This window comes from Maribellus mangrovi, from assembly GCF_037646455.1.
GTDB classification, from domain to species: domain Bacteria; phylum Bacteroidota; class Bacteroidia; order Bacteroidales; family Prolixibacteraceae; genus Draconibacterium; species Draconibacterium mangrovi_A.
This window is the reverse complement of record NZ_JBBIXN010000003.1, coordinates 484,042-505,471: the sequence shown is the minus strand read 5'-3', so window position 1 is coordinate 505,471 and position 21,430 is coordinate 484,042. Positions and strand designations below refer to the sequence as shown.

Genomic DNA, 21,430 nt, shown 5'->3' with positions numbered 1-21,430 from the left:
AAGCATTATGTACATTTAGACCATCTAAATCATGTTATACAACATATTTACTGAGTGTATGATGCCGTAAATTAACAGAATAGTTAAACAATTTAAACAGAAAAGTCATGAAACATTTAATGTTAGCCTTAGTGGCAGTAATTTGTATTGTTGCGGGCGTAAGTGCTCAAAACAATCAGATTCCTTTAATAGGATCGAAAGCCCCAAGTTTTACAGCAATGTCAACAAACGGTGAAATTACCTTCCCAAACGATTTTGGGAAACACTGGAAAATCTTGTTCAGTCACCCGGCCGATTTTACGCCGGTGTGCACATCTGAACTACTTGAGTTGGCCAATCTGCAACCAGAATTAAAGAAGTTGGGTGTAGAGTTCGCAGTCATATCAAAAGATAATGTGGATATGCACAAAATGTGGAAAGCGCACTTGGAAGAGTTGGATTACAAGAATCACGGGAAAAAGCAAATCGAATTTCCACTGATTGAAGATCCGACATTAGTGGCATCGAAAAGATACGGGATGTTGCACTCGCCAACCAGCACAAACCGCGATATTCGCGGAGTTTTTATTATCGATGGGAATAACATCGTGCGTTCTATCAATTTTTATCCGATTGAAATTGGCCGTAACATGAATGAAATAGTCCGCCTGATCGAAGCGCTTCAGACAACTGATGAAGCAATGGTATGTACACCAGCGAACTGGCAAAAAGGCGACGATCTGATCGTTCCCTATTATCCTTTTGCGGTAGACAAATCGAAGGTTGATCCGCAGGAACTTCAGCATTATTATAATGTGGGTAATCGCCTGTGGTTTAAACGAGTAAACGAAATAGCCAGCCAATAATATTTTTTCATAGAAACAACAGAATAGTTAATCTTCCATTAAACAAAAAAGTCCTGTATATACAGGACTTTTTTTTGACTTATAATACACCGCACCCACAGGGGAAGCATTACCAACAACGACGTTTATTTCACCCTCGAAATGCAGAACATCAACTACCTGGAAGTAACTTCGGTGGGCTACGGAAAAACCATCATGAGCTGGATTACCAGATTGATTAATATTATGTTAAAATTATTCAAATAAGAGATTCGAATAATTATTATTTTTGAAGATAATAATAGCTGTTTGTCTTTTTGTCTGATTTTCAACGAATACCCCTTCTACGGAATCCAACCAATGTTTTCTTACTATTTTGCTCGAATATGTAGTTTTAACTTTCTATTTGATTTTTTTAAACACTTATTGCTAATTATTTATTAGCACAATCATGAAATCGACGAACAAGGATATGTTGTTCAGCATGTTTTGTGGGTTCAGATCACTGTAAATTAATTATGCATTTAAACAATTAAAATTAAAAAGTCATGAAACAATTAATGTTAGCCATTGCGGCTGTTATTTTTATTACAGTGGGCTCAACAGCCCAAAACAACCAAATTCCTTTAATAGGATCTGAAGCTCCAAGTTTCAAAGCGATGTCAACAAATGGAAAGATCAATTTTCCGGATGATTTTGGAAAACAGTGGAAAATTTTATTCAGCCACCCTGCAGATTTTACTCCGGTATGTACTTCTGAACTTCTTGAATTGGCCTATCTGCAGCCAAAATTTAAAGAGTTGGGTGTAGAGTGTGCCGTTATATCAAGAGACGGTGTGGAAACGCACAAACTGTGGGTTAAACAACTGGAAGGATTGGATTATAGAAATCGTGGGCCCCAGGCAATTGAGTTCCCGTTGATTGAAGATACTCAACTTAAAGTATCAGAAAAATACGGTATGCTTCACAAACCAACAAGTACCAATCGTGATATTCGCGGAGTATTTATAATTGACGGTAATAACATTGTCAGGTCGGTAAATTTTTACCCGATGGAAGTTGGTCGAAACATGAACGAAATTGTTCGCCTGATTGAAGCAATACAAACTACCGATGAATCGATGGTTTATACACCTGCCAACTGGGAAAAAGGGGACGATGTAATTCTACCTTATTATCCTTTCTCCAAAGCAGAGTCGGATTTGAGCGCCGAGGAGAAAGAAGGTTACTATCCGATGGGAAATCGTGTGTGGTTTAAAGAAGTCAGTAAAGACAAATAATTTTTTTTCATAGAAACAGCAGAATTGTTAACTGCCCATTAATCAAAAAAAAGTCCTGTATATACAGGACTTTTTTGATTTATAAGGTTGAAAACTCTATCCCCCAATTTCTTTTTTCAGCAGATTTACCTGGTTTTGCAGTTTGGTAATTTGAGCATCCTTATCTTTCATTTCCTCCATCAATTCAGAAGTTTGACCTTTAACCTGTTCCAGCTCACTTTGCTTCTGAGCGAGTGAATTCCGACCTTCTTCAATCTGGCCTTCCAATAATTTTGCCTGATCATTCAGCTTCGAGATCTGAAAATTACGTTCATCGATTTCGTTATCCTTTTCTGCAATCTGCTCCTCAAGACTTTCGTTTTCAGCCTGCAGTTTCATGATGTTCTCGTCTTTGGCCTCCAATGCGTTGGTTAATCGCTGTTTTTCGAAATCGAGTGTAAAACTGGTTTCTTCCAGCGAGCGTTCCTTTTTGCTCAGGTCGGTAAACAAATTACTCAATTCTGTCTTTAATGAATCGATGCGTTGTTCTTTAAAAGCATTGCTTTGCATCAACTCATTTTTCATGGCTTCAAAATCAGCGATAAGCGCTTCAATACGTGCTGCCTTATCGCGATTTTCTGCATCCAGTTTGCGCGACAGTTCTTCGGCTTTTAAACGCCCGGCTTCCATTTCCAGGTATTTCTTTTTCGATACACAGGATGAAAAACCGATAATTAATAAGCTAAAAATGAAAATCAGATATTTTTTATTCATACTACAAAAGTTGTTTGTTTTCTATGGTCCGCCACCTGGCGAATAAAACTCGTCCCGAACACTCGTGTCTCATTTCATAATTGTCTCCTTTGAATTTTAACAAAGATATACAATAATAATGCCCCAATAAAACGTTCATTTAAGCAAGAATGGTATTTATTTGTTATTTTTATTAAAATTGAATGGTTATTTCACCCGGTAGCAAAATGGCCGTTCAGAAAACAACAAAACAGTTTATTAGAGATGAAAACAGTTTCAATATTACTTGCACTTATATTTTCAACATCGATATTAACTTTTGCACAAAACGGCAGCAGAGTAGCACATACCATAAAAGGGAAAGTGGTAAATGCCGAAACCAACGGAGCAATTTCGTACACGAATATTGGACTTGACGGAACTTTTTACGGAACCGCCAGCAACGAAGAAGGAGATTTTGAGTTAAAAATTCCGGAAGAAATGGTAGACAAGAATATTTTCTTTTCGGCCGTTGGATTTAAAGGCCGGCAATTTCCGGTTAAACAATTGTTCGGAAACGATTTTAATACCATAAAACTGCAACCGCAATCCTACGATGTGGGAAATGTAGACATCGAGGCGCAAAACCTTGTTTTGATACGCATATTGCGTATGGCTTCGGAAAACATACGCTACAACAACGGCGCCGGTCCTTTTAACCTGCATTGCAGCTACACCCGCGAAACAACTACCGGCGATACGAGTTTTACCACCAAAGCCGATGTACTCATCTACGACCAAACGGGGTATTCGCAGCCTTCGGTACTCGATGCCTACCAGTCTCGAAAGTACCGCGTTCGCAATTCAGGCGAAAAGTACTCTTTTGCTTCGAACATGCTTAAACTCGACGAATTACTGGCACTCGACTGGCTGCGCTCAGCTTCAGAAATACTAAATCCGGCACTGTTGCGCGACTACCAACTAAGTTTGAAAGACCAACCCAACATTGGCGGGAAAGAATACTGGGTAATCGGCTTTAAACAAGTGCTTCCATCTCTGGAAGGTTCGGGCGATTATTATGCCACTTTTTTCCAGGGAACCATTACGATTTCGAAAGAGAATTATACGGTGAAGAACATTTCCGCCAAAGTAAAATCACCAAAAAATAACCGACAGGACCGTTCACTGGCCGTTGCTTCAGGGAATAGCAATTACCTGAAGGATGTTTCTTATGAATTTTCGGTGGACTACAAGGACCTGCTTCTGAATAAAATTACGCTTTCAAAACAATACACCTCTGAGGCTGAAACGTACAACGAACAAACCGTACTGCAGGTGAATCGTGCTCATGCCAATAACCTTACAGTGCTAAACAGCCGTAATTATTTTCCGGGAGACTAAAGCTACATATCCGACATTAATAGTCAGAAATCAGTGTCAGGAAATGATCCCTGTCTAAAAATAAAAAACGGAAACAACATTCAGCTGCTTCCGTTTTGAAACTATTATAGTTGAATCGTCAGGTTTAATCTTCTTCCGATTTAAACAATTCTTCCTCGCTTACCACATGAACCAGCATACTGTCTTTTAATGTTCGGTTTATGACGTTGTATGGTGCGGTAACCACTTCGTCGCCTTCATTCAAACCTTTCAGAATTTCGATACTGGTGTTGTCCTGAATTCCGGTTTCCACTTCCACTTTTTTCACCCGGTCGCCATTGATAACAAACACCACTTCCTGTTTCTCGTCGCGTTCGATCGCCTCATCAGCATTTGAAGCGTTCTCATTTTCATCCCCGACTTCGACTGTGCCACCGTCTTCTTTTTTAACACGAGTGGTAACCGCGGCAATCGGCACTGAAATAACATTCTCACGTGTTTCAGTAAGAATATCAACTGTTGCCGACATTCCCGGACGAAAAGGATAGAGATTTCCGCTGGCCGGATCGATCAGATCTTCATACGACGATTTCAGCAAAAACACCTTTACATCGAAGTTGGTAACTTGGTCGGCCGTTGTTCCCGTGGTACTGGCCGAGTTCGCGATTTCGGTAACAATGCCTTTAAATTTCCGGCCCAAATAAGCGTCAACTTCCACCAGGGCAGTATCACCTTTCATCACCTTAACAATATCGTTCTCATTCACTTCCACCTGCACTTCCATACGTTCCAGATCGGCTACGGTCATCATTTCGGTTCCCACCATCATGCTGGTTCCCACAACGCGCTCACCTTTTTCCACTTCAAGCGCCGAAATGGTTCCTGAGATCGGGGCATAAATCTTGGTTTTGGTCAGTTGCTCTTCGGCTTCCGATAAAGAAGCTTCAGCACTGCGAACCGAGTATTCAGCCGCCATAACTTCCGATTCAGCCACTTTGTAAGCTGCTTCTGCAGTTTCGAATTCGGCTACCGGAATCGTTCCTTTATCGTAAAGTTCTTTTGAACGTTTGTACGAAAGTTCGCGCTCGATCATTTGTGCTTTTGCCTGTGCCAACCTTGCTTTTGATGAATTCAGTGCAGCTTCAGCACGGTTAACGGCCGATTCGTAAATTTCGGGTTTGATCACACACAGCAATTTCCCTTTAATTACTTCATCGCCTTCCTCGACATACAACTGAACAATCTCACCTGCAACATCGGGACTGATCTTAACTTCAGTTTCGGGTTGAATTTTTCCGTTAGCCGTAATAAATTCGGTAATCGTATTGCTTTCTACTTTTTCAGTAGCCACATCGATGGTAAAATCAGAACCAAACAAGCCTTTCTTTTTACCAACAACTAAAACAATAATGACCACAATAAGGCCGGCGATTACATATGGAAGGATTTTTTTTTGCTTCATAATGCAGTGGTTTTTTAATAGGTCAGATTTTGGTTCATAAAATTACAAGAAAAAACCGTTTTGCATAGACTTCGCTCATTTAAGACAGCCAACTTATTCTTTGATAAGCATTCTCGCGGTCAATCGACTGTGTTGCTCCAGGTAAATATCTTTTTCTTTTACCATCCAATCCAACACCTCTTCGGTATAATGTCGAATGGTAACCAGTGTTAATCCAGTGTTATAACGGATCTCATAATGCTCCGAAAGTTCACCAAAAACTTCGTTGAGGTCTTCACCCGAAGCATCAGCAACAATGTTCAGGTCGATGGCCGACTGTTGCATCAGTGTTACTTTTATCAGTTTACCGATCAGAAAGTTGACAACCCGGTCGATATCGTTGATGGATATAATGGAAAAATCCTTGGCCGAAAGCGTGATCAGCACCTGGTTTTCTTTAAGGATAAAAACAGGAGGTAATTCAATTTTATGATCGATTTTGTGGATAACCGTTCCCGAATCGGCCGGCGAAACAAACGACTTCACCAAAAGCGGGATACCTTTGTTGTGGAGCGGTTGCATGGTTTTTGGATGAATAACTTTTGCACCCGAATTGGTCATCTCCACCGCTTCTTTATAAGACAATTCCCCAATTTTTACGGTATCCTTCATTTTCTTTGGATCAGCACTTAAAATACCCGGCACATCTTTCCAGATGGAAACATTTTCGGTTTCGAGGATACTACCAATAATGGCAGCCGTAAAATCGGAACCTTCCCGACCAAGTGTAGTTGTGAGGTTCGTGGTGGTCGATCCTATAAATCCCTGGGTAATGTATAACTTCGTAACGTTAAAGTTGAATTCCTGTTTTATCAGTTGATCGGTCCACTCCCAATCTACTTTTGCATCGCGAAAAGTATCATCAGTTTTCAAGCTGTTCCGAATATCCACCCACTGATTTTCATGACCGGCAGCATTTAAATAATCACTTACAATTTGGGTAGAAACCAATTCACCAAAACAAATGATCTGGTCGTATTCAAAATTATAGTCGTACGAAGGCCTTGATTTGAGTTTATACTCCATTTGGGTAAACAATTCATACACACCCTGTGACATTCCTTTTTCGCCAAACAAACCGCTTATAATTTCCTGGTGATATCCCCGGAAGGCGTTAAATATCTCCCACTTTTTTTCATTGTTGTCGAAATAAGCTTTAACCAGAAGTTCCAGCAAGTTGGTACTTTCTCCCATCGCAGAAATTACCACGGCCAGATTACCCGGTTCGCTTTTAATGATCTCGAAAACGTTTTTTACCGCCGACGCATCTTTTACCGATGCCCCTCCAAATTTATAGACCTTCATATGTTCAATGATTCTTGTGAATTTCTTAGTTCTGTTCCAAATTTACAAAACTAAATTTTTTGTTCAATCTGAAGCACAATATGCGGCGCATTCAACATCTTTCTAAAAAATGGCTAATTTAGATGTCCTCAAAAGAAAATAATTATGGATATTACATCAACAACAACATTAAATAACGGCGTAAAAATGCCCTGGCTGGGCCTCGGAGTTTTTCAGTCGGAAGATGGAGAAGAAGTAATAACAGCAGTTAAAACAGCGCTTGCCAACGGGTACAAAAGCATCGATACGGCGGCCATTTACCGGAACGAACGCGGCGTTGGAACCGCTATTCTCGAAAGCGATGTACCCCGCGAGGATATTTTCCTGACCTCGAAAGTGTGGAACACCGAACAAGGCTATGACACTACTATGGCTGCTTTTGAAGAAAGCCTTGAAAAGCTGCAGACCGATTACCTTGATCTGTATCTGATTCACTGGCCAAAAGGCGAACGTTCGGTAGAAACGTGGAAAGCACTGGAGGAAATTTACGCCAAAGGACAGGCCAAAGCAATTGGTATCAGTAACTTTCTGGTGCACCACCTCGAAGATTTTCTGCCACACTGCAAAGTAATGCCAACCGTCAACCAGGTAGAATTTCACCCGGAATTGATCCAACCCGATTTGTTGGAATATTGCAAGGGTAAAGGCATTCAACTCGAAGCCTGGTCTCCGATCATGAAAGGGAAAGTGAATGAGATTCCGGAGTTAAAGGAACTGGCTGAGAAATACGGGAAAACACCTGTTCAGATCACCTTGCGCTGGGACATCCAAAAAGGAGTGGTCACCATCCCAAAATCAGTAACACCGGAACGTATTATTGCCAATGCCGATATTTTTGATTTTGAACTCACCCCGGTAGATATCGCTAAAATCGACAGCCTCGACAAAGACGGGCGGATCGGTGCTCATCCGGATCATATTACATTTTAAATAATTTAAAAGATGCTGAAACAAGTTCAGCATGACGTAGCTAATGATTTTTGTTACAGTCCGTCACCCAGAACTTGATTCAGGGTCTTTAGCTCCAACAATAAAACCAGATCAATAAATTTATAAATATGAAAAAACTGCTCACTCTTCTTCTAACCGCCCTTGTTATAACATCTTTTGCCCAAATCGAAAAGAACAACCAAAGTTCGCTTAGCATTGAACAGATCATGCAGGATCCGGCACAATGGATCGGCACATCCCCGTCTGATATTTCGTGGAACGATTCGGGTGATAAAATTTATTTTGAATGGAATCCGGAACGCGATACACTTTCGTCACTTTACGCTTATTCGCTGGCCACTAAAAAAATCGAAAAAGTATCGCTGGAGGAAAAGCATCAGCTTCCTGGGCGTTTTTCTGATGAGAACAGCGACTGCAGCAAAAAAGTGTTTGTCCGCGATGGCAACATTATACTGAAAGACCTGAAGAAAGGCACCGAGAAACAGCTCACCAACTGGCTCGAACGGGCATCCTCACCGGAGTTTGTGATGAACGATTCAAAAATTGCTTTCACTATGAACAACAACCTGTTCACCATCGATCTTGAAAGTGGAGCGATCAGTCAGATCACCAATTTCACTACCGAGAACAAACGTCCTGAGCCACGTAAATCAGAGCAGGACAAGTGGCTTGAGCAGCAACAAAAAGACCTGTTTGTAGTGTTGAACGAACGTGAAGCCAAAAGCAAGGCTCGCGAAAACCGGCGCAAAGCAGAAGAAGCACAAGAGACTGAAAAGCCGCTCGAAATCATCACCGGCAAAAATAGGGTAAGCCGGATATCGATGAGCCCGAGCGGGAATTTTGTGAGTTATATGACCTTTGACCGCGGTAGCTCCAAAAACACTTCGGTCACACATTTTGTCACCGAATCGGGTTACACCGAAGAACAAAACGCACGCGCCAAAGTTGGAGCTGAAGAAGGTAGTGCAGAAATGGGTATTTTCGATGTAAAAAACAACAAAACCATCAGTATCGACAAATCACAAATCCCAGGCTTGAAGGATCTTCCCGATTACCTCAGTGATTACCCAGACCGGATGCCAAAAGACAGCTCCGAAATGAAAGACCGCCCAATAAACATCACCGGAATTTTGTGGAACGACAATGAAGATATGGCTGTTATTACGGTGCTTTCCATCGACAATAAAGACCGCTGGATTATGCTGCTCGATCCTTCTACAGGTGAGCTTGAACTGCTTGACCGCCAGCGCGACGAAGCGTGGATAGGCGGCCCCGGAATAGGTGGCTGGAGTTTTTCACGCGGTACCATGGGCTGGATGCCCGACGGAAAATCGGTGTGGTTCCACTCCGAAGCAACGGGCTACTCACACTTATATGCCGTGGATATTCACAGCAAAAAGAAAACACAGCTCACCAGCGGGAAATTCGAGGTTTCGAATGCATCGATTTCCAAGGATAAAAAATATTTCTATTTCACGGCCAACAAAGTACACCCCGGTGTAAACCATTTTTATCGCATGCCGGTCTGGGGTGGAGAACTCACACAGATCACCTCGATGGAAGGCGGCAACGAAGTTACACTTTCGCCCGACGAGAAGTACCTGGCCATTCGTTATTCAAATGGGAACACACCGTGGGAACTACACCTGCAGGCCAATAAAGCGGGAGCAGATACCGAACAACTTACCCATTCCACAACCGACGAATTTAATGCCTACCCGTGGCGGATGCCTGAGTACATCACCTTTAATGCTACCGACGGAGCCGAAGTGTATGCTCGCTTATACCGCCCCGAATCGCCCGTAAAACAGCGGCCGGCAGTGATCTTTGTGCACGGTGCAGGCTACCTGCAAAATGCCCATAAGTGGTGGAGCGACTATTTCCACGAATACCAGTTCCATAATATTTTAGTTGATAACGGCTACACGGTGCTCGACATCGACTACCGCGGAAGTGCAGGATATGGCCGCGACTGGCGCACCGGAATATACCGCCACATGGGAGGCCTTGATCTTTCGGACCAGGTAGACGGCGCTAAAATGCTGGTCGACAAATACGATGTCTCTCCCAAGCACATCGGACTTTACGGTGGCTCGTATGGCGGATTTATTACGCTGATGGCGATGTTCAATGAGCCAGATGTTTTTACTGCCGGAGCCGGACTGCGCTCGGTAACCGACTGGGCACATTACAACCATGGCTATACTTCCAACATCCTGAATACACCGGTGGAAGACAGCATTGCCTATGCACAGAGTTCGCCCATTAATTTTGCAGAAGGACTGGAAGGTGCGCTTTTGATGTGTCACGGTATGGTGGATGATAATGTACAATTTCAGGATATTGTACGCCTTACGCAACGCCTCATCGAACTGGGGAAGGAAAATTGGGAACTGGCCGTTTATCCGGTCGAACGACACGGTTTTGTTGAGCCCAGCAGCTGGACAGACGAATACAAACGAATTTTTAAACTGTTCGAAGAAAATCTGAAGAAGTAGATGTTAGCCTCGAGCTTCAAGCTACAATCCAGTCCAATATTAAGATCCGTTCTTTTTTGTTTTGCGATAAGAAAGAACGGTTCTCTTTTAAGACAAACCTAATTCTATTCCACTCCTTCTCTTTCCAACACTTCAAGCGGAACAAACTCCAGAAAATCAAACATAAATTCACCACTTTTCACGGCTGTCACACCAAACTCGTGTGTACCTGCTTTGTCAAAAGTGTAAATGCCCAATATTCTCCTGAGGTATCCGTCGTTCATTCGCGCATTACCTGTAAACCACAACTCGGTGGCAGCCTGAAAGCTCGATGGCCCTTTCATATAACCACGGTTACGCATTGCTTTATCATTTTCATATCCATACGGATCACGTGAGTTTGATCCGGGTTGCTCGTATCCAATATTAGGATTCGTGGCAAAAATGGTGAGATCGAGTGGTATACCGGTTGGTACGCCGTCCCAATACAACTGTGCTACTCCCCTCTTGGTTTCGACTTTCCAACCAAAGCGTACTTCGTATGTTCCGGCAGGTATAACTGGAGTAGTAATTTTAAAATCGTACAAACCACTCAGGTAAACTTCATCTCCCTGGTAATCCAGGTATCGCTCATCAAAATCAAAATAGCCAAATTCGGTGGTCTTCGACATGGTTAATCGCTCCAGGTAACCTTGAGGCAATTTCCATAAAATGGAATAATGACCGCCTTTATCCAAATTACTTCTGATATTGTTATTGGTTAGTTCAGGAAAGAAACTGGCTGCATCCATTCGTAATCTGATGGTAGACATGTGCCTTTCCACTTCATTGGTGTATGCCAGAATCCCATCTATTTCGTGATACACCCCATTCAGCGCATCATTATCGAAATTTGTCTCTACAATTCGAACGGCTTCTTCAACAGTTCCTGTCATATTAAAAATATTGTACTCGTTGGTATACCTGTTGGTACGAACTTCCAATAAGGTATTTGGACACATGGGCTCAAGATATTCGAACATGTCGTAAGTTTTAATCGAATGGCCCGTATTATCAAGATCAATAAGAAACTTAGTGTAGCTCAGTTGCTTATTGATCAGGTGGTAGGCAACAAATCGGTTCAGGCTATTTCTCCTGTCCGTAACATCCGAAATCCCGGCATCTTCGGGATAAACCACATCGTAAATATTTTTGGCATATGCCTCCAAATCTGCCAGGTTAAAAATACCATATTCGGCATATGTCGAGTCGCTTTCCACCAATGCAGTGTATCCGTATTTTCTGGTTTTCGGTACCCTTACATTGGAAGTCGGATCGGGTTGCAGAAAATTGCTTGGATCATACGTTTTATCTTCTATCAGCATTAATTCCTTATCGAGTTCTGTTTTTTTCAGGGCACTAAAAAACAGGGTAAACTTTTTATCTGTCGACAGTTCTTCCACTATTGTTCTTTCACTTGGATTCAGCACTTCACCAATTTTATGGATCATCCCGTTATGTACTTCAATATCTTTAAGCAATATGGGGCATGTCTGATTTATTTTAATCGTTTGGTTTTTATCAAAATCCTTAAATGTAATCGATATAAAACGATCGCTCATGGTTTTTTGGCTCAGGCGACCTTCATTAAAATCGCTGGTTCCAAGAGAAAATCCACGGATTAGATGATGATAGGCAATGGTTTTTAAACTATCCTCAGGGAATTCTGCCAGCGACTCTTTTCCTTTTAAAGCGTAAAACTTATACATTGCTTCATTATCCGGTACAAAGCAAGTATATTCGCCATAGGCTTTTAACAGCGCCATTATCCCGGTCCTATTTAGTAATTCTGTGAATTCTGAATACTCATCAGGTCTCGATTCGAGATAACCTCCAACCAGTTCGCCACTAAAAGTATAGTAACTTTCTTCCGGAATATCATCGCTATTGCATGAAATGAGAGATGCAATGCTTACTAAGAACAACAGGATTGATCGACAGATCTTAATCCCAGAAGCACCTTTTATTTTCATAGTGTGTATTTCTTAAAAGAAGTATATAGTCAGTCAAATAGTATCTCAGTCAAATTCAATCTAAATAGACTTTAAAAGTATTTTAAAGTCTACAGAATCACAAGTCCATATTCGTCAGATTATCAGTATATATTAGTCAATATCCTCATTCATTTTGGAAAAGCGAAGAAAGGGGATGCTAAAACATCCCCTTCATCATCTATTTAGAGCTTTTTACCGATATAAAATACGTATCCGTAATAATCTTTATACTTATTGAATAATTGCTCCTCATACCGTTGATTGGCAATAAAATCTGCAGCGGTTTTATTCCCGGCATATTTTTGCAAAAAAGCCTCCTGTGCTTCAACTTGCGGTGCATAAAAATGCTCGGTCCAGCAGATTTCGGGAACTATAAAAGTGGCAACTGGAATATATCCGGCCCTTTGCATTTGCGCTACCTTATTTGGAATCGTATCTATCCCCGGGTAAGCATCCTTCCAAAATGCATCGATTTCTTCCGGTCGCTCGGAAGTAAACCACGATGCTTCCGAAACAGCAATATAAGCTCCCTGCTTCAAAAACTGAAGCCAATAATTTAATCCCCGTTCAAAACCAATATTATAGATTGCACCTTCTGACCAGATTAGATCCAGCTCTTCCTCTTGAAATGGTAAGTAATCCATTGAATCCACCTGCCCTATCACTCTGTCTTCAAGGTGAAGTTGTTTTGCGTACTGGTTAAATTGATCAATAAAAATTGGAAACAGATCGATGCCCGTAATGTGACCGGGCGTGTTTTGCGCCAGTACCATAGTCTGGCCGCCACTTCCGCAACCCAGATCAGCAATACGTGAATATTCACTGAGCCCTTCAATAAAACTCATTGCTTTTAGGGTTATTTCAGGGCTTCCAGGCCCCTGACGTTCCAGGTTCGAAAAATAATCCGCGATTAAACTAAAATCGAATTCATGAATGGATTTACTTTTTTCGTTACTCATGATGTTTAAAATGTAAAATATAATTGACCAAACATATTTCCATACGTTCAGGTGCAATTATTGTTAATGTATAGCTGTAAAAATAACTCTGGCAAGATCCTGCCGGAGTTTCACTAAAGGACAACCATTGAATCAACGTCAAAGATCGTTTACTACACCAAATCCTTCCTGACTTTAGACATCAATTAATTTTAGTGACACAAATATATCATCTTCCGCTGAAAGAATACTAAACTTTGGAAGGAATAACCTTTTTTCGGATTCCTCACTATTGGATCAGATCGTTAAATTTGGTCGGACAACTAGTTAAGATGTGATGTTTACAAAATTATATTTTAAATTTAGAGTTAAAGAAAGCAGAACATTCAGAAAATTGCGGCTTAAGCTTCTAACTTCACCCAAATTTTAAATAGACGTCTTGGTGGATTGGTATTCAAAACAGTATTGATAATTTTATAGGTTGTGATCTACCTGCAGACTGTCTGGATGATATATAATAGTAACCAAAAGCAAAAAAGATGTTTACCATTTTGCAAATACAGCCCGAGATCACTTTACTGATCGGACTGGTTATAGTTAGCTTGCTGATTTGGCTCTTCTGGCCACAAAAAGGAGGACTGGCACTGTTTACAAAGCTGACAAAAAGCAACGAAAGGGTGTTACTGGAAGACGCCCTTAAATTTGTTTTTGATTGTGAATACAACAAAACCGATTGCAACATAACCGGTCTGGCCGGGCATTTGAATATTACCGTGGACAAAGCGGGTAAATTGTTAAATCGCTTATCGGCTCTGGACTTAATCACCCTGAACAATCACCTGGTAACTTTAACCGAGGCCGGGCGTTCATATGCCTTGCGGATTGTACGAATACACCGAATCTGGGAAAGATACCTGGCCGACCAAACAGGAGTGGCGCCAGCAGACTGGCACAGCGAAGCTGACCGAATAGAACACTTGGTTACGGACGAAGAGACCGAGAAACTGGCGGCAACGATCGGTAATCCGGTATTCGATCCGCATGGCGATCCGATTCCAACTGCCGAAGGGGAACTGCCACAAAACCAGGGTATAGGTTTAAATGTTTTAAAGAAAGGCGAAATGGCGCAAATCATTCACCTGGAGGATGAGCCGGTAAGCATTTTTGAGCAACTGGTTGTTCTGGGCTTATATCCGGGAATGCAATTGTACGTAACCGATGTTACTGATAAGAAAATAACCGTTGTTGCCGACGGCGAAGAACGTTTTCTAACGCCGCTGTTTGCCGGTTATGTTACAGTAGTAAGAATTTCACCGGAAGTAGTTCAGACAAAAAAACAGGATTTGTTGTCGGACCTTAATCTTGGAGAAGAAGCTGAAGTGCTGGAGATTTCACCCAATTGCAGGGGACAACAGCGAAGACGTTTAATGGATCTTGGTATTGTACCCGGGAGTCGTATTTCGGCAGTAATGAAAAGTGCTTCAGGAGACCCTGTCGGTTACAGGGTTATGGGCACCACTATTGGGATCAGGAAACAACATGCCGACCAGGTTTTTATTAACCGCAAATTGTAAAAGATGAATACACCAAATAATTGTGCGAACTGTCCTGCGCACAATAAAGCAAATCTTGTTAAACTGGGCGTAAATCTCGATAATGTAGATTATGTGATCACGATGGCCGGTAATCCGAATACCGGTAAAAGCACCGTGTTTAACAACCTTACCGGGCTGCGTCAGCACACCGGAAACTGGCCGGGGAAAACGGTATCGAGAGCCGAAGGAGGTTTTGTGTTTAACGACAAAAGGTACAAAGTGGTGGATCTGCCCGGAACCTATTCCCTTTTATCGACAAGTACGGACGAGGAAGTAGCCCGCGATTTTATTCTATTCGGTCAGCCCGACGTAACGGTTATTGTAGCCGATGCCACCCGGCTGGAGCGCAACCTTAACCTGGTTTTGCAAATACTGGAACTTACCGACCGTGCAGTTCTCTGCCTCAACCTGATGGACGAAGCTAAACGTAACAATCTGGAAATTGATACCCGAGCACTTTCCAGGGAACTGGGAATCCCGGTTATTCCAGCCTCAGCTCGCAGAAAAGAAGGAATGAATGAATTACTTCAGGCCATTGAAGAAGTAGCCACCGGGAAATACGTTTGCAAACCACCCAAAATTAAAAGCAATTCAAAAAAACTGAATCAGGCCATTGAATCCTTGTCTGAGAAACTCCTCGAAACGTATCCCGGATTGCCCAATGTAAACTGGGTAGCCATGCGTTTACTCGAAGGTGATAACAGCATTATTGAGGCTGTGCGTTCAGGTGAACTTGGGAATTTACACGAAGAGGATTTAAGCATTCAGAATTAACCTGTCCAATATGAAGGATACTACACTAAAACAAAAAGGTGAAGAAATAATATCTGCGGCCAACTCAGTAAGGTGGGAGTTGGGGACCGATTTTAACGACTCGATCATTGAAACCATCTATGAAAATGCCACCCGTATCTCCACAAAGACAGTGAAACAGTTGGGCGAGAAAGAAGCCTACAGTTTCGACTTAAAAGTGGACAAAATAGTAACCAGCAAATGGTTGGGCTTCCCGCTGATGTTTATTATGCTGGCTGTAGTTTTTTGGTTAACTGTTGCCGGGGCCAACTATCCATCAAGCCTGCTGGCTTCCTTATTGATTGACACCCTTCACCCCGCAATAAAAAATTTAGCCGAGTCGATAAATATGCCCTGGTGGCTCAGCGGAGTTTTGATCGACGGCGGCTACTTATCGATGGCATGGGTAATTGCAGTAATGTTGCCCCCGATGGCCATCTTTTTCCCCATATTTACTTTGCTCGAAGACCTGGGTTACTTGCCGCGGGTAGCTTTTAACATGGATAACCTTTTTCGTAAAGCAGGTGCTCATGGCAAACAGGCACTAACAATGAGTATGGGTTTTGGGTGCAATGCTGCCGGAGTGGTTGCTGCACGAGTGATCGACAGTCCACGAGAGCGCCTGATCGCTATAATTACCAACAATTTCTCGTTGTGTAACGGCCGGTGGCCAACACAAATTCTTATTGCCACAATTTTTATCGGCGGACTGGTTCCGGCTGGTATTGCCGGAATCGTTTCTGCAGGTGCTGTTGTTGCCGTTGCATTAATAGGAATCGGTTTTAGCCTCATTGTCTCATGGGGCCTTAGCAAATCGGTTTTAAAAGGAGAAGCATCTTCTTTTAGTCTTGAATTACCTCCATATCGCCCTCCGCGTGTTCTGCAAACCTTGTATACCTCGCTGATCGACCGGACTTTAATCGTGCTCTGGCGCGCTGTAGTTTTTGCTGTCCCTGCCGGAATAGTGATCTGGCTGGTTGCAAATATCCATATCGGTGAGCTAAGTATTGCGGAACATTTTATTGAATGGTCGAATCCGTTTGCTTTAGTTTTCGGATTAAACGGTGTCATCCTGCTAGCATATATTATTGCCATACCGGCCAATGAAATTGTGATACCTACTGTTTTAATGCTTACGGTTTTAAATGCAAAAATGAGTGGTATTGGGGCAGGCTCGGGAGTGATGTTCGAACTGGATTCGATGAATGACACAGCCAATATTCTCCATGCCGGAGGCTGGACTTTGCTGACCGGTATAAACCTGATGTTGTTCAGCTTATTACACAATCCCTGTTCAACCACAATTTATACCATTTACAAGGAGACCAAGAGTACCAAATGGACCCTTGTTGCCACTTTTCTGCCAATTGTTTTAGGTTTGATCGTTACCTTTTTTACCACTCAAATATGGTTTTTATTTCAATGATGTTACGAGACCGGCCAATAGAAATCACGGAATATTTTTATTAATGAGTAATGATCCACTAATTATCACACCCGCCAAAGCTATTGATCTGGATGAGATTCTCACCCTTTTTGTCGATACCATAAATAAGGTATGCGCCCGGGATTACTCTCCCAAACAGCGGTCTGCCTGGACCGCCGGTGCTAAAAACACCGAGCGCTGGAAAAAGAAACTCAACCGACAATATTTTGTGGTGGCGCGTTTAGAAGAAACGCTCGTCGGTTTTGCTTCGCTGGAAAACAACTACATCGATTTTCTGTTCGTACACAAGGATTTCCAAGGCCATGGAATTGCCGGAAAGTTGTTAGATGTGCTGGAGCAAAAGGCTTCAGAATCAAATATAGAGAAACTCGTTTCAGATGTAAGTCTCATAGCGCGCCCCTTTTTCGAGAGAGCTGGATTTGAGGTGATACAAGAACAAAATAAGCTGATCCGGGGAGAGAACCTGATCAATTACCGTATGCAGAAAATGTTAACTTAGGGCCTCAAAGCAATCTAAAATGTCCGAAACGTCCGTTTTCAAAAACAAAAACCTCTACATTATTTTTGGTGTTACACTGATCGCTATGATGGGTGTAGCCAGCATCACTCCGGCCTTTCCTGATATTATCCGTTATTTCGACATCAGTCCGCAACAGGTTGGTGGATTAATAGTGGCATTTACGCTTCCGGGTATTTTTCTTACACCTTTTACCGGCATACTGGCCGACCGTTACGGCAGAAAGATTGTGTTGGTTCCTTCGTTATTTATATTCGGAATGGCAGGATTTGCCTGCATGTTCACCAAAGATTTTTACTGGTTGCTGGCTTTGCGATTTTTCCAGGGCATTGGAGCCAGTTCGCTTTCAAGCATGAACATTACCCTCGTTGGTGATTTGTTCGGGGGGAAACAGCGTACCGCCGTTATGGGATACAACGCCAGTGTATTAAGTATTGCTACAGCTTCCTACCCTGCTCTTGGCGGAGTTATTGCCATTTTAGGCTGGCATTACATTTTTGCTTTGCCGATATTGGCCATTCCTCTTGGATTATGCGTGATCAGGTGTTTAAATAATCCCGAACCAAGAAACAAAGCGAATTTACGCTCTTACTTTGGCAAAGTTTGGCAAACCATCAATCGGAAAACCGTGTGGGGATTGCTCCTGCTTAATTTCATTATTTTCCTGATCTTATACGGCACTTACCTGACCTATTTCCCCCTGATGCTGGAAAAAAGGCTAGGTGCCGAATCGTATCAAATCGGGCTGATGATGTCGTTAATGTCGATAACAACGGCAGGGATCAGTTCTCAATTGGGACGAATCCACCAGTGGCTGGGATTGAAAAAACAGTTGATCTTTGGCAGTTCGGCTTACTTGGTTGCCACCTTGATTATGATGACTGCCGGGGATTATAAACTAATCGGGATTGCTGTTGTGATCTTTGGGTTGGGTCACGGCGTAATTATTCCCTCCATACAAAATATGATGGTGGGGTTTGCCGGCATTAGTGAACGCGCGGCTTTTATGTCGCTGAACTCGATGGTACTGCGTGGCGGGCAAACTTTTGGCCCCTTAATGGTGGGATTGTTCTATGCATTAAAAGGACTTGAAGCGGCATTCCTGGCCGGTGCAATTATGGCTGGAATCATGTTAGTGATTATCTTTCTAATGGTATATACAGAAGATCAGAAAAAGGAGCATTAAAATCCCGGACTATTACGCCTACGAATACATTTCACTTCATAATTACTTCCTCTGAGAAATAGTGTTCGTTTTAGTGCATCATTTCTTATGAACTGAATATTCAATTAAAAATATTTCTATATTCATCCCGAAAATGTGAAGCAATCGACCTTTCGATATTTTACTGTTATTCAAACCATTACGCAACAACAAAACAAAAAGATTAACCCGTTTTATTTTTTTCCGTAATCACGTTCATGAAACCATTGAATATTCAAATCAGGAAAGCCGGGATCGAAGATCTTGATTTCCTGCTTCGACTGGAAAAAAGCTGTTTCGAACCTTTTCAGCAAAACACGCGACAAAACATCAGGTACAGCCTGCTAAGCGATTTCCAGAGTGTGCTAATTGCCGAAGCAAACGAAAAAAACACAGAAGCCGTAGGCTCACTCACCTTGTTTTTATATCAGCACACCATCCGAATTTATTCGGTGGCTATTCTTCCCGAACATCAAAATAAAGGTTTTGGCGAGTTACTTTTGAAACATGTGTTTGAGCTGGCCCGGCGCAAAAAATATGGGAAGATTGCCATTGAAGTAAACGAGAAAAACACAGCCCTGGTCAACTGGTATCAAAAACGCGGATTCCGGGCTATAAAAAACATTCCGGATTATTATGCAGAAGGTGAGCATGCCTTAAAAATGGAGTGCCGAATGAAAGCCGAATTAAATGGAAAAACCTCGAACATCATTGTGATTAACCAGCCTTTTAAGTGGTCGTTTACCGAGGTGGACGCCAACATTATCACGGTAAAAGATTACATCAATAATCCAAACTATCAGAACTGCACGGATTACCGGGTTTTTAACCTGTGTAGTTCGTACAAATACCAGAGTTACGGTTACTATGTTTCACTACTGGCATCGGCACGTGGCCAGCGGGTTATCCCGAGTATTGCAACCATCCGCGATTTCAGACTACTGAATGTGGTAAACAGCGCAGCTTTCGATATCGAGGAAGAAATTAATCGTTCGTTAACGCGCGAGAAAAACAACACTTTTTCACTGAAAGTCTTTTTCGGGCAAACCTCCACCCGAGGTTTTAAAGCACTGGCCATGAAACTCTACCAGTTATTTGAAGCACCATTATTTAAGGTTGAATTTGTGAAACATGACAAGTGGCTGATCAAAGATATTCAGGTATTGACATTACCGCGACTTAGTGACGACGAACTGGAAAATATGTACGAGTTTGCGCGAAAATATTTTAGCAGAAAACGCTTTAGCAAACCCAAGCTCACCAATTTTAAATACGATATAGCCGTGCTGGTGAATCCCGAAGAAGAAACACCGCCGTCGAACACTACAGCTCTGCAAAAACTAAAGAATGCCGCCGGTAAGAAAGGTGTTTTCCTAGAGTTCATTACGCGTAAAAACATGGACAAGATCAACGAGTTTGATGCCTTGTTCATCCGCGAAACCACCAACGTGAACGATTATACCTACGAGTTCTCGCGAATGGCTTATGCTGAAGGATTGGTGGTAATCGATGATCCGTGGTCGATTCTGAAATGCTCAAACAAAATCTATCAGAACGAGATTTTCAGAAAACACAAAATTCCCACACCGCAAACCCTTGTTTTCACTAAAAACCTGTTCAATAAAAAAATGCTGAATGCGGTCAGTTACCCGATAGTGTTAAAACAACCCGACAGCGCTTTCTCGCTGGGTGTATTCAAAGTTGATAATGAAAAAGAGGCATTGACCGCGCTTGATCAGCTGTTTAAAAAATCGGACATGGTAGTTTGCCAGGAATTCGTGTATTCCGATTTCGACTGGAGGATCGGTATTCTGGACAACAAAGCTTTGTTTGCCTGCAAATATTACATGAGCGAAAACCACTGGCAAATCTACAACTGGAAAGACAAAGACGCTGAAGTGGAAGGTGATTCCGAAACCTTGCCGGTGGAAGAGGTGCCTGAACCGGTGTTGAAAACAGCGTTAAAAGCTGCAGCTCTGATCGGTGATGGACTTTATGGTGTGGATCTTAAAATGATTGGAGATAAAGTTTATGTATTGGAAGTGAACGACAATCCCAACATCGACGACGGAATAGAAGACCTTGTGCTGGGTGACATATTGTACGACACGCTGATCGATTCGCTGATCAACAGGATAGAAATTGCCAAGAACGTTCAAAAAATTGAACTGACGGTAAAATAATTATCGGTTGGATTCAGCCCGGAACTTTTTTTTGCATCATTCTTTAGCGCGGTTTGTACCCACAGAATTGCTGTCGTTGATTTTAGTAAAATACAGGCTTGCTCATTAAAACCGAGTCGGTCTTTTCGTATGTTAATGATTCGAACAAACATAGAAAGTCTTTCCCGGAAACTATTCCGATTATGTTTTTAAAACCGAAAGTTCCGATTGTTGTTTAAATAATAAGCTCATAAATTAAATCTGCAATTCAGAA

Annotated in this window: 16 protein-coding genes; 11 read left to right on the top strand and 5 right to left on the bottom strand. The window is 42.1% G+C overall.

Going from position 1 to position 21,430, the window contains the following annotated elements:
- The first annotated feature begins 107 nt into the window (after positions 1 to 107).
- Entirely contained in the window at positions 108 to 845 is a 738-nt protein-coding gene (locus tag WFY05_RS14985; protein WP_340113708.1) for a redoxin domain-containing protein, read from the top strand.
- 527 nt (positions 846 to 1,372) lie between these two features.
- Positions 1,373 to 2,104, top strand: coding sequence for a redoxin domain-containing protein (locus WFY05_RS14980; RefSeq protein ID WP_340113707.1), 732 nt, complete (start codon positions 1,373 to 1,375; stop codon positions 2,102 to 2,104).
- A gap of 96 nt (positions 2,105 to 2,200) precedes the next feature.
- Here WFY05_RS14980 and WFY05_RS14975 read toward each other — a convergent pair whose 3' ends face one another.
- Entirely contained in the window at positions 2,201 to 2,857 is a 657-nt protein-coding gene (locus WFY05_RS14975; protein WP_340113706.1) for a hypothetical protein, read from the bottom strand.
- 243 nt (positions 2,858 to 3,100) lie between these two features.
- Between WFY05_RS14975 and WFY05_RS14970 the strand changes: the two genes are divergently transcribed.
- Positions 3,101 to 4,216 (top strand): carboxypeptidase-like regulatory domain-containing protein, encoded by a 1,116-nt coding sequence (locus WFY05_RS14970; RefSeq protein WP_340113705.1) that lies wholly within the window; start codon positions 3,101 to 3,103, stop codon positions 4,214 to 4,216.
- A 124-nt stretch (positions 4,217 to 4,340) separates the two neighbouring features.
- On the opposite strand, the gene WFY05_RS14965 is transcribed toward WFY05_RS14970, so the two are convergent.
- Both WFY05_RS14965 and WFY05_RS14960 read right to left on the bottom strand, forming a co-directional pair.
- A complete protein-coding gene (locus tag WFY05_RS14965; RefSeq protein WP_340113704.1) occupies positions 4,341 to 5,657 on the bottom strand; it encodes an efflux RND transporter periplasmic adaptor subunit in 1,317 nt (438 codons plus the stop codon).
- A gap of 93 nt (positions 5,658 to 5,750) precedes the next feature.
- Positions 5,751 to 7,001 (bottom strand): aspartate kinase, encoded by a 1,251-nt coding sequence (locus WFY05_RS14960; RefSeq protein ID WP_340113703.1) that lies wholly within the window; start codon positions 6,999 to 7,001, stop codon positions 5,751 to 5,753.
- Between the two features lie 144 nt (positions 7,002 to 7,145).
- Between WFY05_RS14960 and WFY05_RS14955 the strand changes: the two genes are divergently transcribed.
- The gene (locus tag WFY05_RS14955) at positions 7,146 to 7,970 is read left to right on the top strand and encodes an aldo/keto reductase (RefSeq protein WP_340113702.1); all 825 of its coding nucleotides are present in this window, start codon (positions 7,146 to 7,148) and stop codon (positions 7,968 to 7,970) included.
- Between the two features lie 128 nt (positions 7,971 to 8,098).
- Positions 8,099 to 10,489 carry a S9 family peptidase gene (locus tag WFY05_RS14950; protein WP_340113701.1) on the top strand — a complete coding sequence of 797 codons (2,391 nt, stop codon included), beginning with the start codon at positions 8,099 to 8,101 and terminating at the stop codon, positions 10,487 to 10,489.
- Positions 10,490 to 10,593: 104 nt separating this feature from the next.
- On the opposite strand, the gene WFY05_RS14945 is transcribed toward WFY05_RS14950, so the two are convergent.
- Together WFY05_RS14945 and WFY05_RS14940 are read right to left on the bottom strand one after the other, a co-directional pair.
- Positions 10,594 to 12,480, bottom strand: coding sequence for a fasciclin domain-containing protein (locus WFY05_RS14945; RefSeq protein WP_340113700.1), 1,887 nt, complete (start codon positions 12,478 to 12,480; stop codon positions 10,594 to 10,596).
- A gap of 203 nt (positions 12,481 to 12,683) precedes the next feature.
- Positions 12,684 to 13,460 carry a class I SAM-dependent methyltransferase gene (locus tag WFY05_RS14940; protein WP_340113699.1) on the bottom strand — a complete coding sequence of 259 codons (777 nt, stop codon included), beginning with the start codon at positions 13,458 to 13,460 and terminating at the stop codon, positions 12,684 to 12,686.
- 518 nt (positions 13,461 to 13,978) lie between these two features.
- On the opposite strand from WFY05_RS14940, the gene WFY05_RS14935 reads away from it, so the two are divergent.
- From WFY05_RS14935 to WFY05_RS14910, 6 genes are all read left to right on the top strand, one after another.
- Positions 13,979 to 15,013, top strand: a complete 1,035-nt coding sequence (locus tag WFY05_RS14935) for a metal-dependent transcriptional regulator (RefSeq protein ID WP_340113698.1) — start codon at positions 13,979 to 13,981, stop codon at positions 15,011 to 15,013.
- Positions 15,014 to 15,016: 3 nt separating this feature from the next.
- A complete protein-coding gene (locus WFY05_RS14930) occupies positions 15,017 to 15,808 on the top strand; it encodes a FeoB small GTPase domain-containing protein (protein ID WP_340113697.1) in 792 nt (263 codons plus the stop codon).
- Positions 15,809 to 15,818: 10 nt separating this feature from the next.
- On the top strand, positions 15,819 to 17,252 hold the full coding sequence (locus WFY05_RS14925; RefSeq protein ID WP_340113696.1) for a nucleoside recognition domain-containing protein: 1,434 nt from the start codon (positions 15,819 to 15,821) through the stop codon (positions 17,250 to 17,252).
- Positions 17,253 to 17,295: 43 nt separating this feature from the next.
- The gene (locus WFY05_RS14920; RefSeq protein WP_340113695.1) at positions 17,296 to 17,772 is read left to right on the top strand and encodes a GNAT family N-acetyltransferase; all 477 of its coding nucleotides are present in this window, start codon (positions 17,296 to 17,298) and stop codon (positions 17,770 to 17,772) included.
- 19 nt (positions 17,773 to 17,791) lie between these two features.
- A complete protein-coding gene (locus WFY05_RS14915) occupies positions 17,792 to 18,976 on the top strand; it encodes an MFS transporter (RefSeq protein ID WP_340113694.1) in 1,185 nt (394 codons plus the stop codon).
- A gap of 236 nt (positions 18,977 to 19,212) precedes the next feature.
- The gene (locus tag WFY05_RS14910; RefSeq protein WP_340113693.1) at positions 19,213 to 21,177 is read left to right on the top strand and encodes a GNAT family N-acetyltransferase; all 1,965 of its coding nucleotides are present in this window, start codon (positions 19,213 to 19,215) and stop codon (positions 21,175 to 21,177) included.
- Positions 21,178 to 21,430: the final 253 nt, after the last annotated feature.

Coding starts and splice junctions, on each gene's coding strand:
- WFY05_RS14985 (WP_340113708.1), top strand. CDS start 108: ATGAAACATTTAATGTTAGCCTTAGTGGCAGTAATTTGTATTGTTGCG.
- WFY05_RS14940 (WP_340113699.1), bottom strand. CDS start 13,460: ATGAGTAACGAAAAAAGTAAATCCATTCATGAATTCGATTTTAGTTTA.
- WFY05_RS14925 (WP_340113696.1), top strand. CDS start 15,819: ATGAAGGATACTACACTAAAACAAAAAGGTGAAGAAATAATATCTGCG.
- WFY05_RS14975 (WP_340113706.1), bottom strand. CDS start 2,857: ATGAATAAAAAATATCTGATTTTCATTTTTAGCTTATTAATTATCGGT.
- WFY05_RS14945 (WP_340113700.1), bottom strand. CDS start 12,480: ATGAAAATAAAAGGTGCTTCTGGGATTAAGATCTGTCGATCAATCCTG.
- WFY05_RS14935 (WP_340113698.1), top strand. CDS start 13,979: ATGTTTACCATTTTGCAAATACAGCCCGAGATCACTTTACTGATCGGA.
- WFY05_RS14960 (WP_340113703.1), bottom strand. CDS start 7,001: ATGAAGGTCTATAAATTTGGAGGGGCATCGGTAAAAGATGCGTCGGCG.
- WFY05_RS14955 (WP_340113702.1), top strand. CDS start 7,146: ATGGATATTACATCAACAACAACATTAAATAACGGCGTAAAAATGCCC.
- WFY05_RS14930 (WP_340113697.1), top strand. CDS start 15,017: ATGAATACACCAAATAATTGTGCGAACTGTCCTGCGCACAATAAAGCA.
- WFY05_RS14950 (WP_340113701.1), top strand. CDS start 8,099: ATGAAAAAACTGCTCACTCTTCTTCTAACCGCCCTTGTTATAACATCT.
- WFY05_RS14965 (WP_340113704.1), bottom strand. CDS start 5,657: ATGAAGCAAAAAAAAATCCTTCCATATGTAATCGCCGGCCTTATTGTG.
- WFY05_RS14920 (WP_340113695.1), top strand. CDS start 17,296: ATGAGTAATGATCCACTAATTATCACACCCGCCAAAGCTATTGATCTG.
- WFY05_RS14910 (WP_340113693.1), top strand. CDS start 19,213: ATGAAACCATTGAATATTCAAATCAGGAAAGCCGGGATCGAAGATCTT.
- WFY05_RS14980 (WP_340113707.1), top strand. CDS start 1,373: ATGAAACAATTAATGTTAGCCATTGCGGCTGTTATTTTTATTACAGTG.
- WFY05_RS14915 (WP_340113694.1), top strand. CDS start 17,792: ATGTCCGAAACGTCCGTTTTCAAAAACAAAAACCTCTACATTATTTTT.
- WFY05_RS14970 (WP_340113705.1), top strand. CDS start 3,101: ATGAAAACAGTTTCAATATTACTTGCACTTATATTTTCAACATCGATA.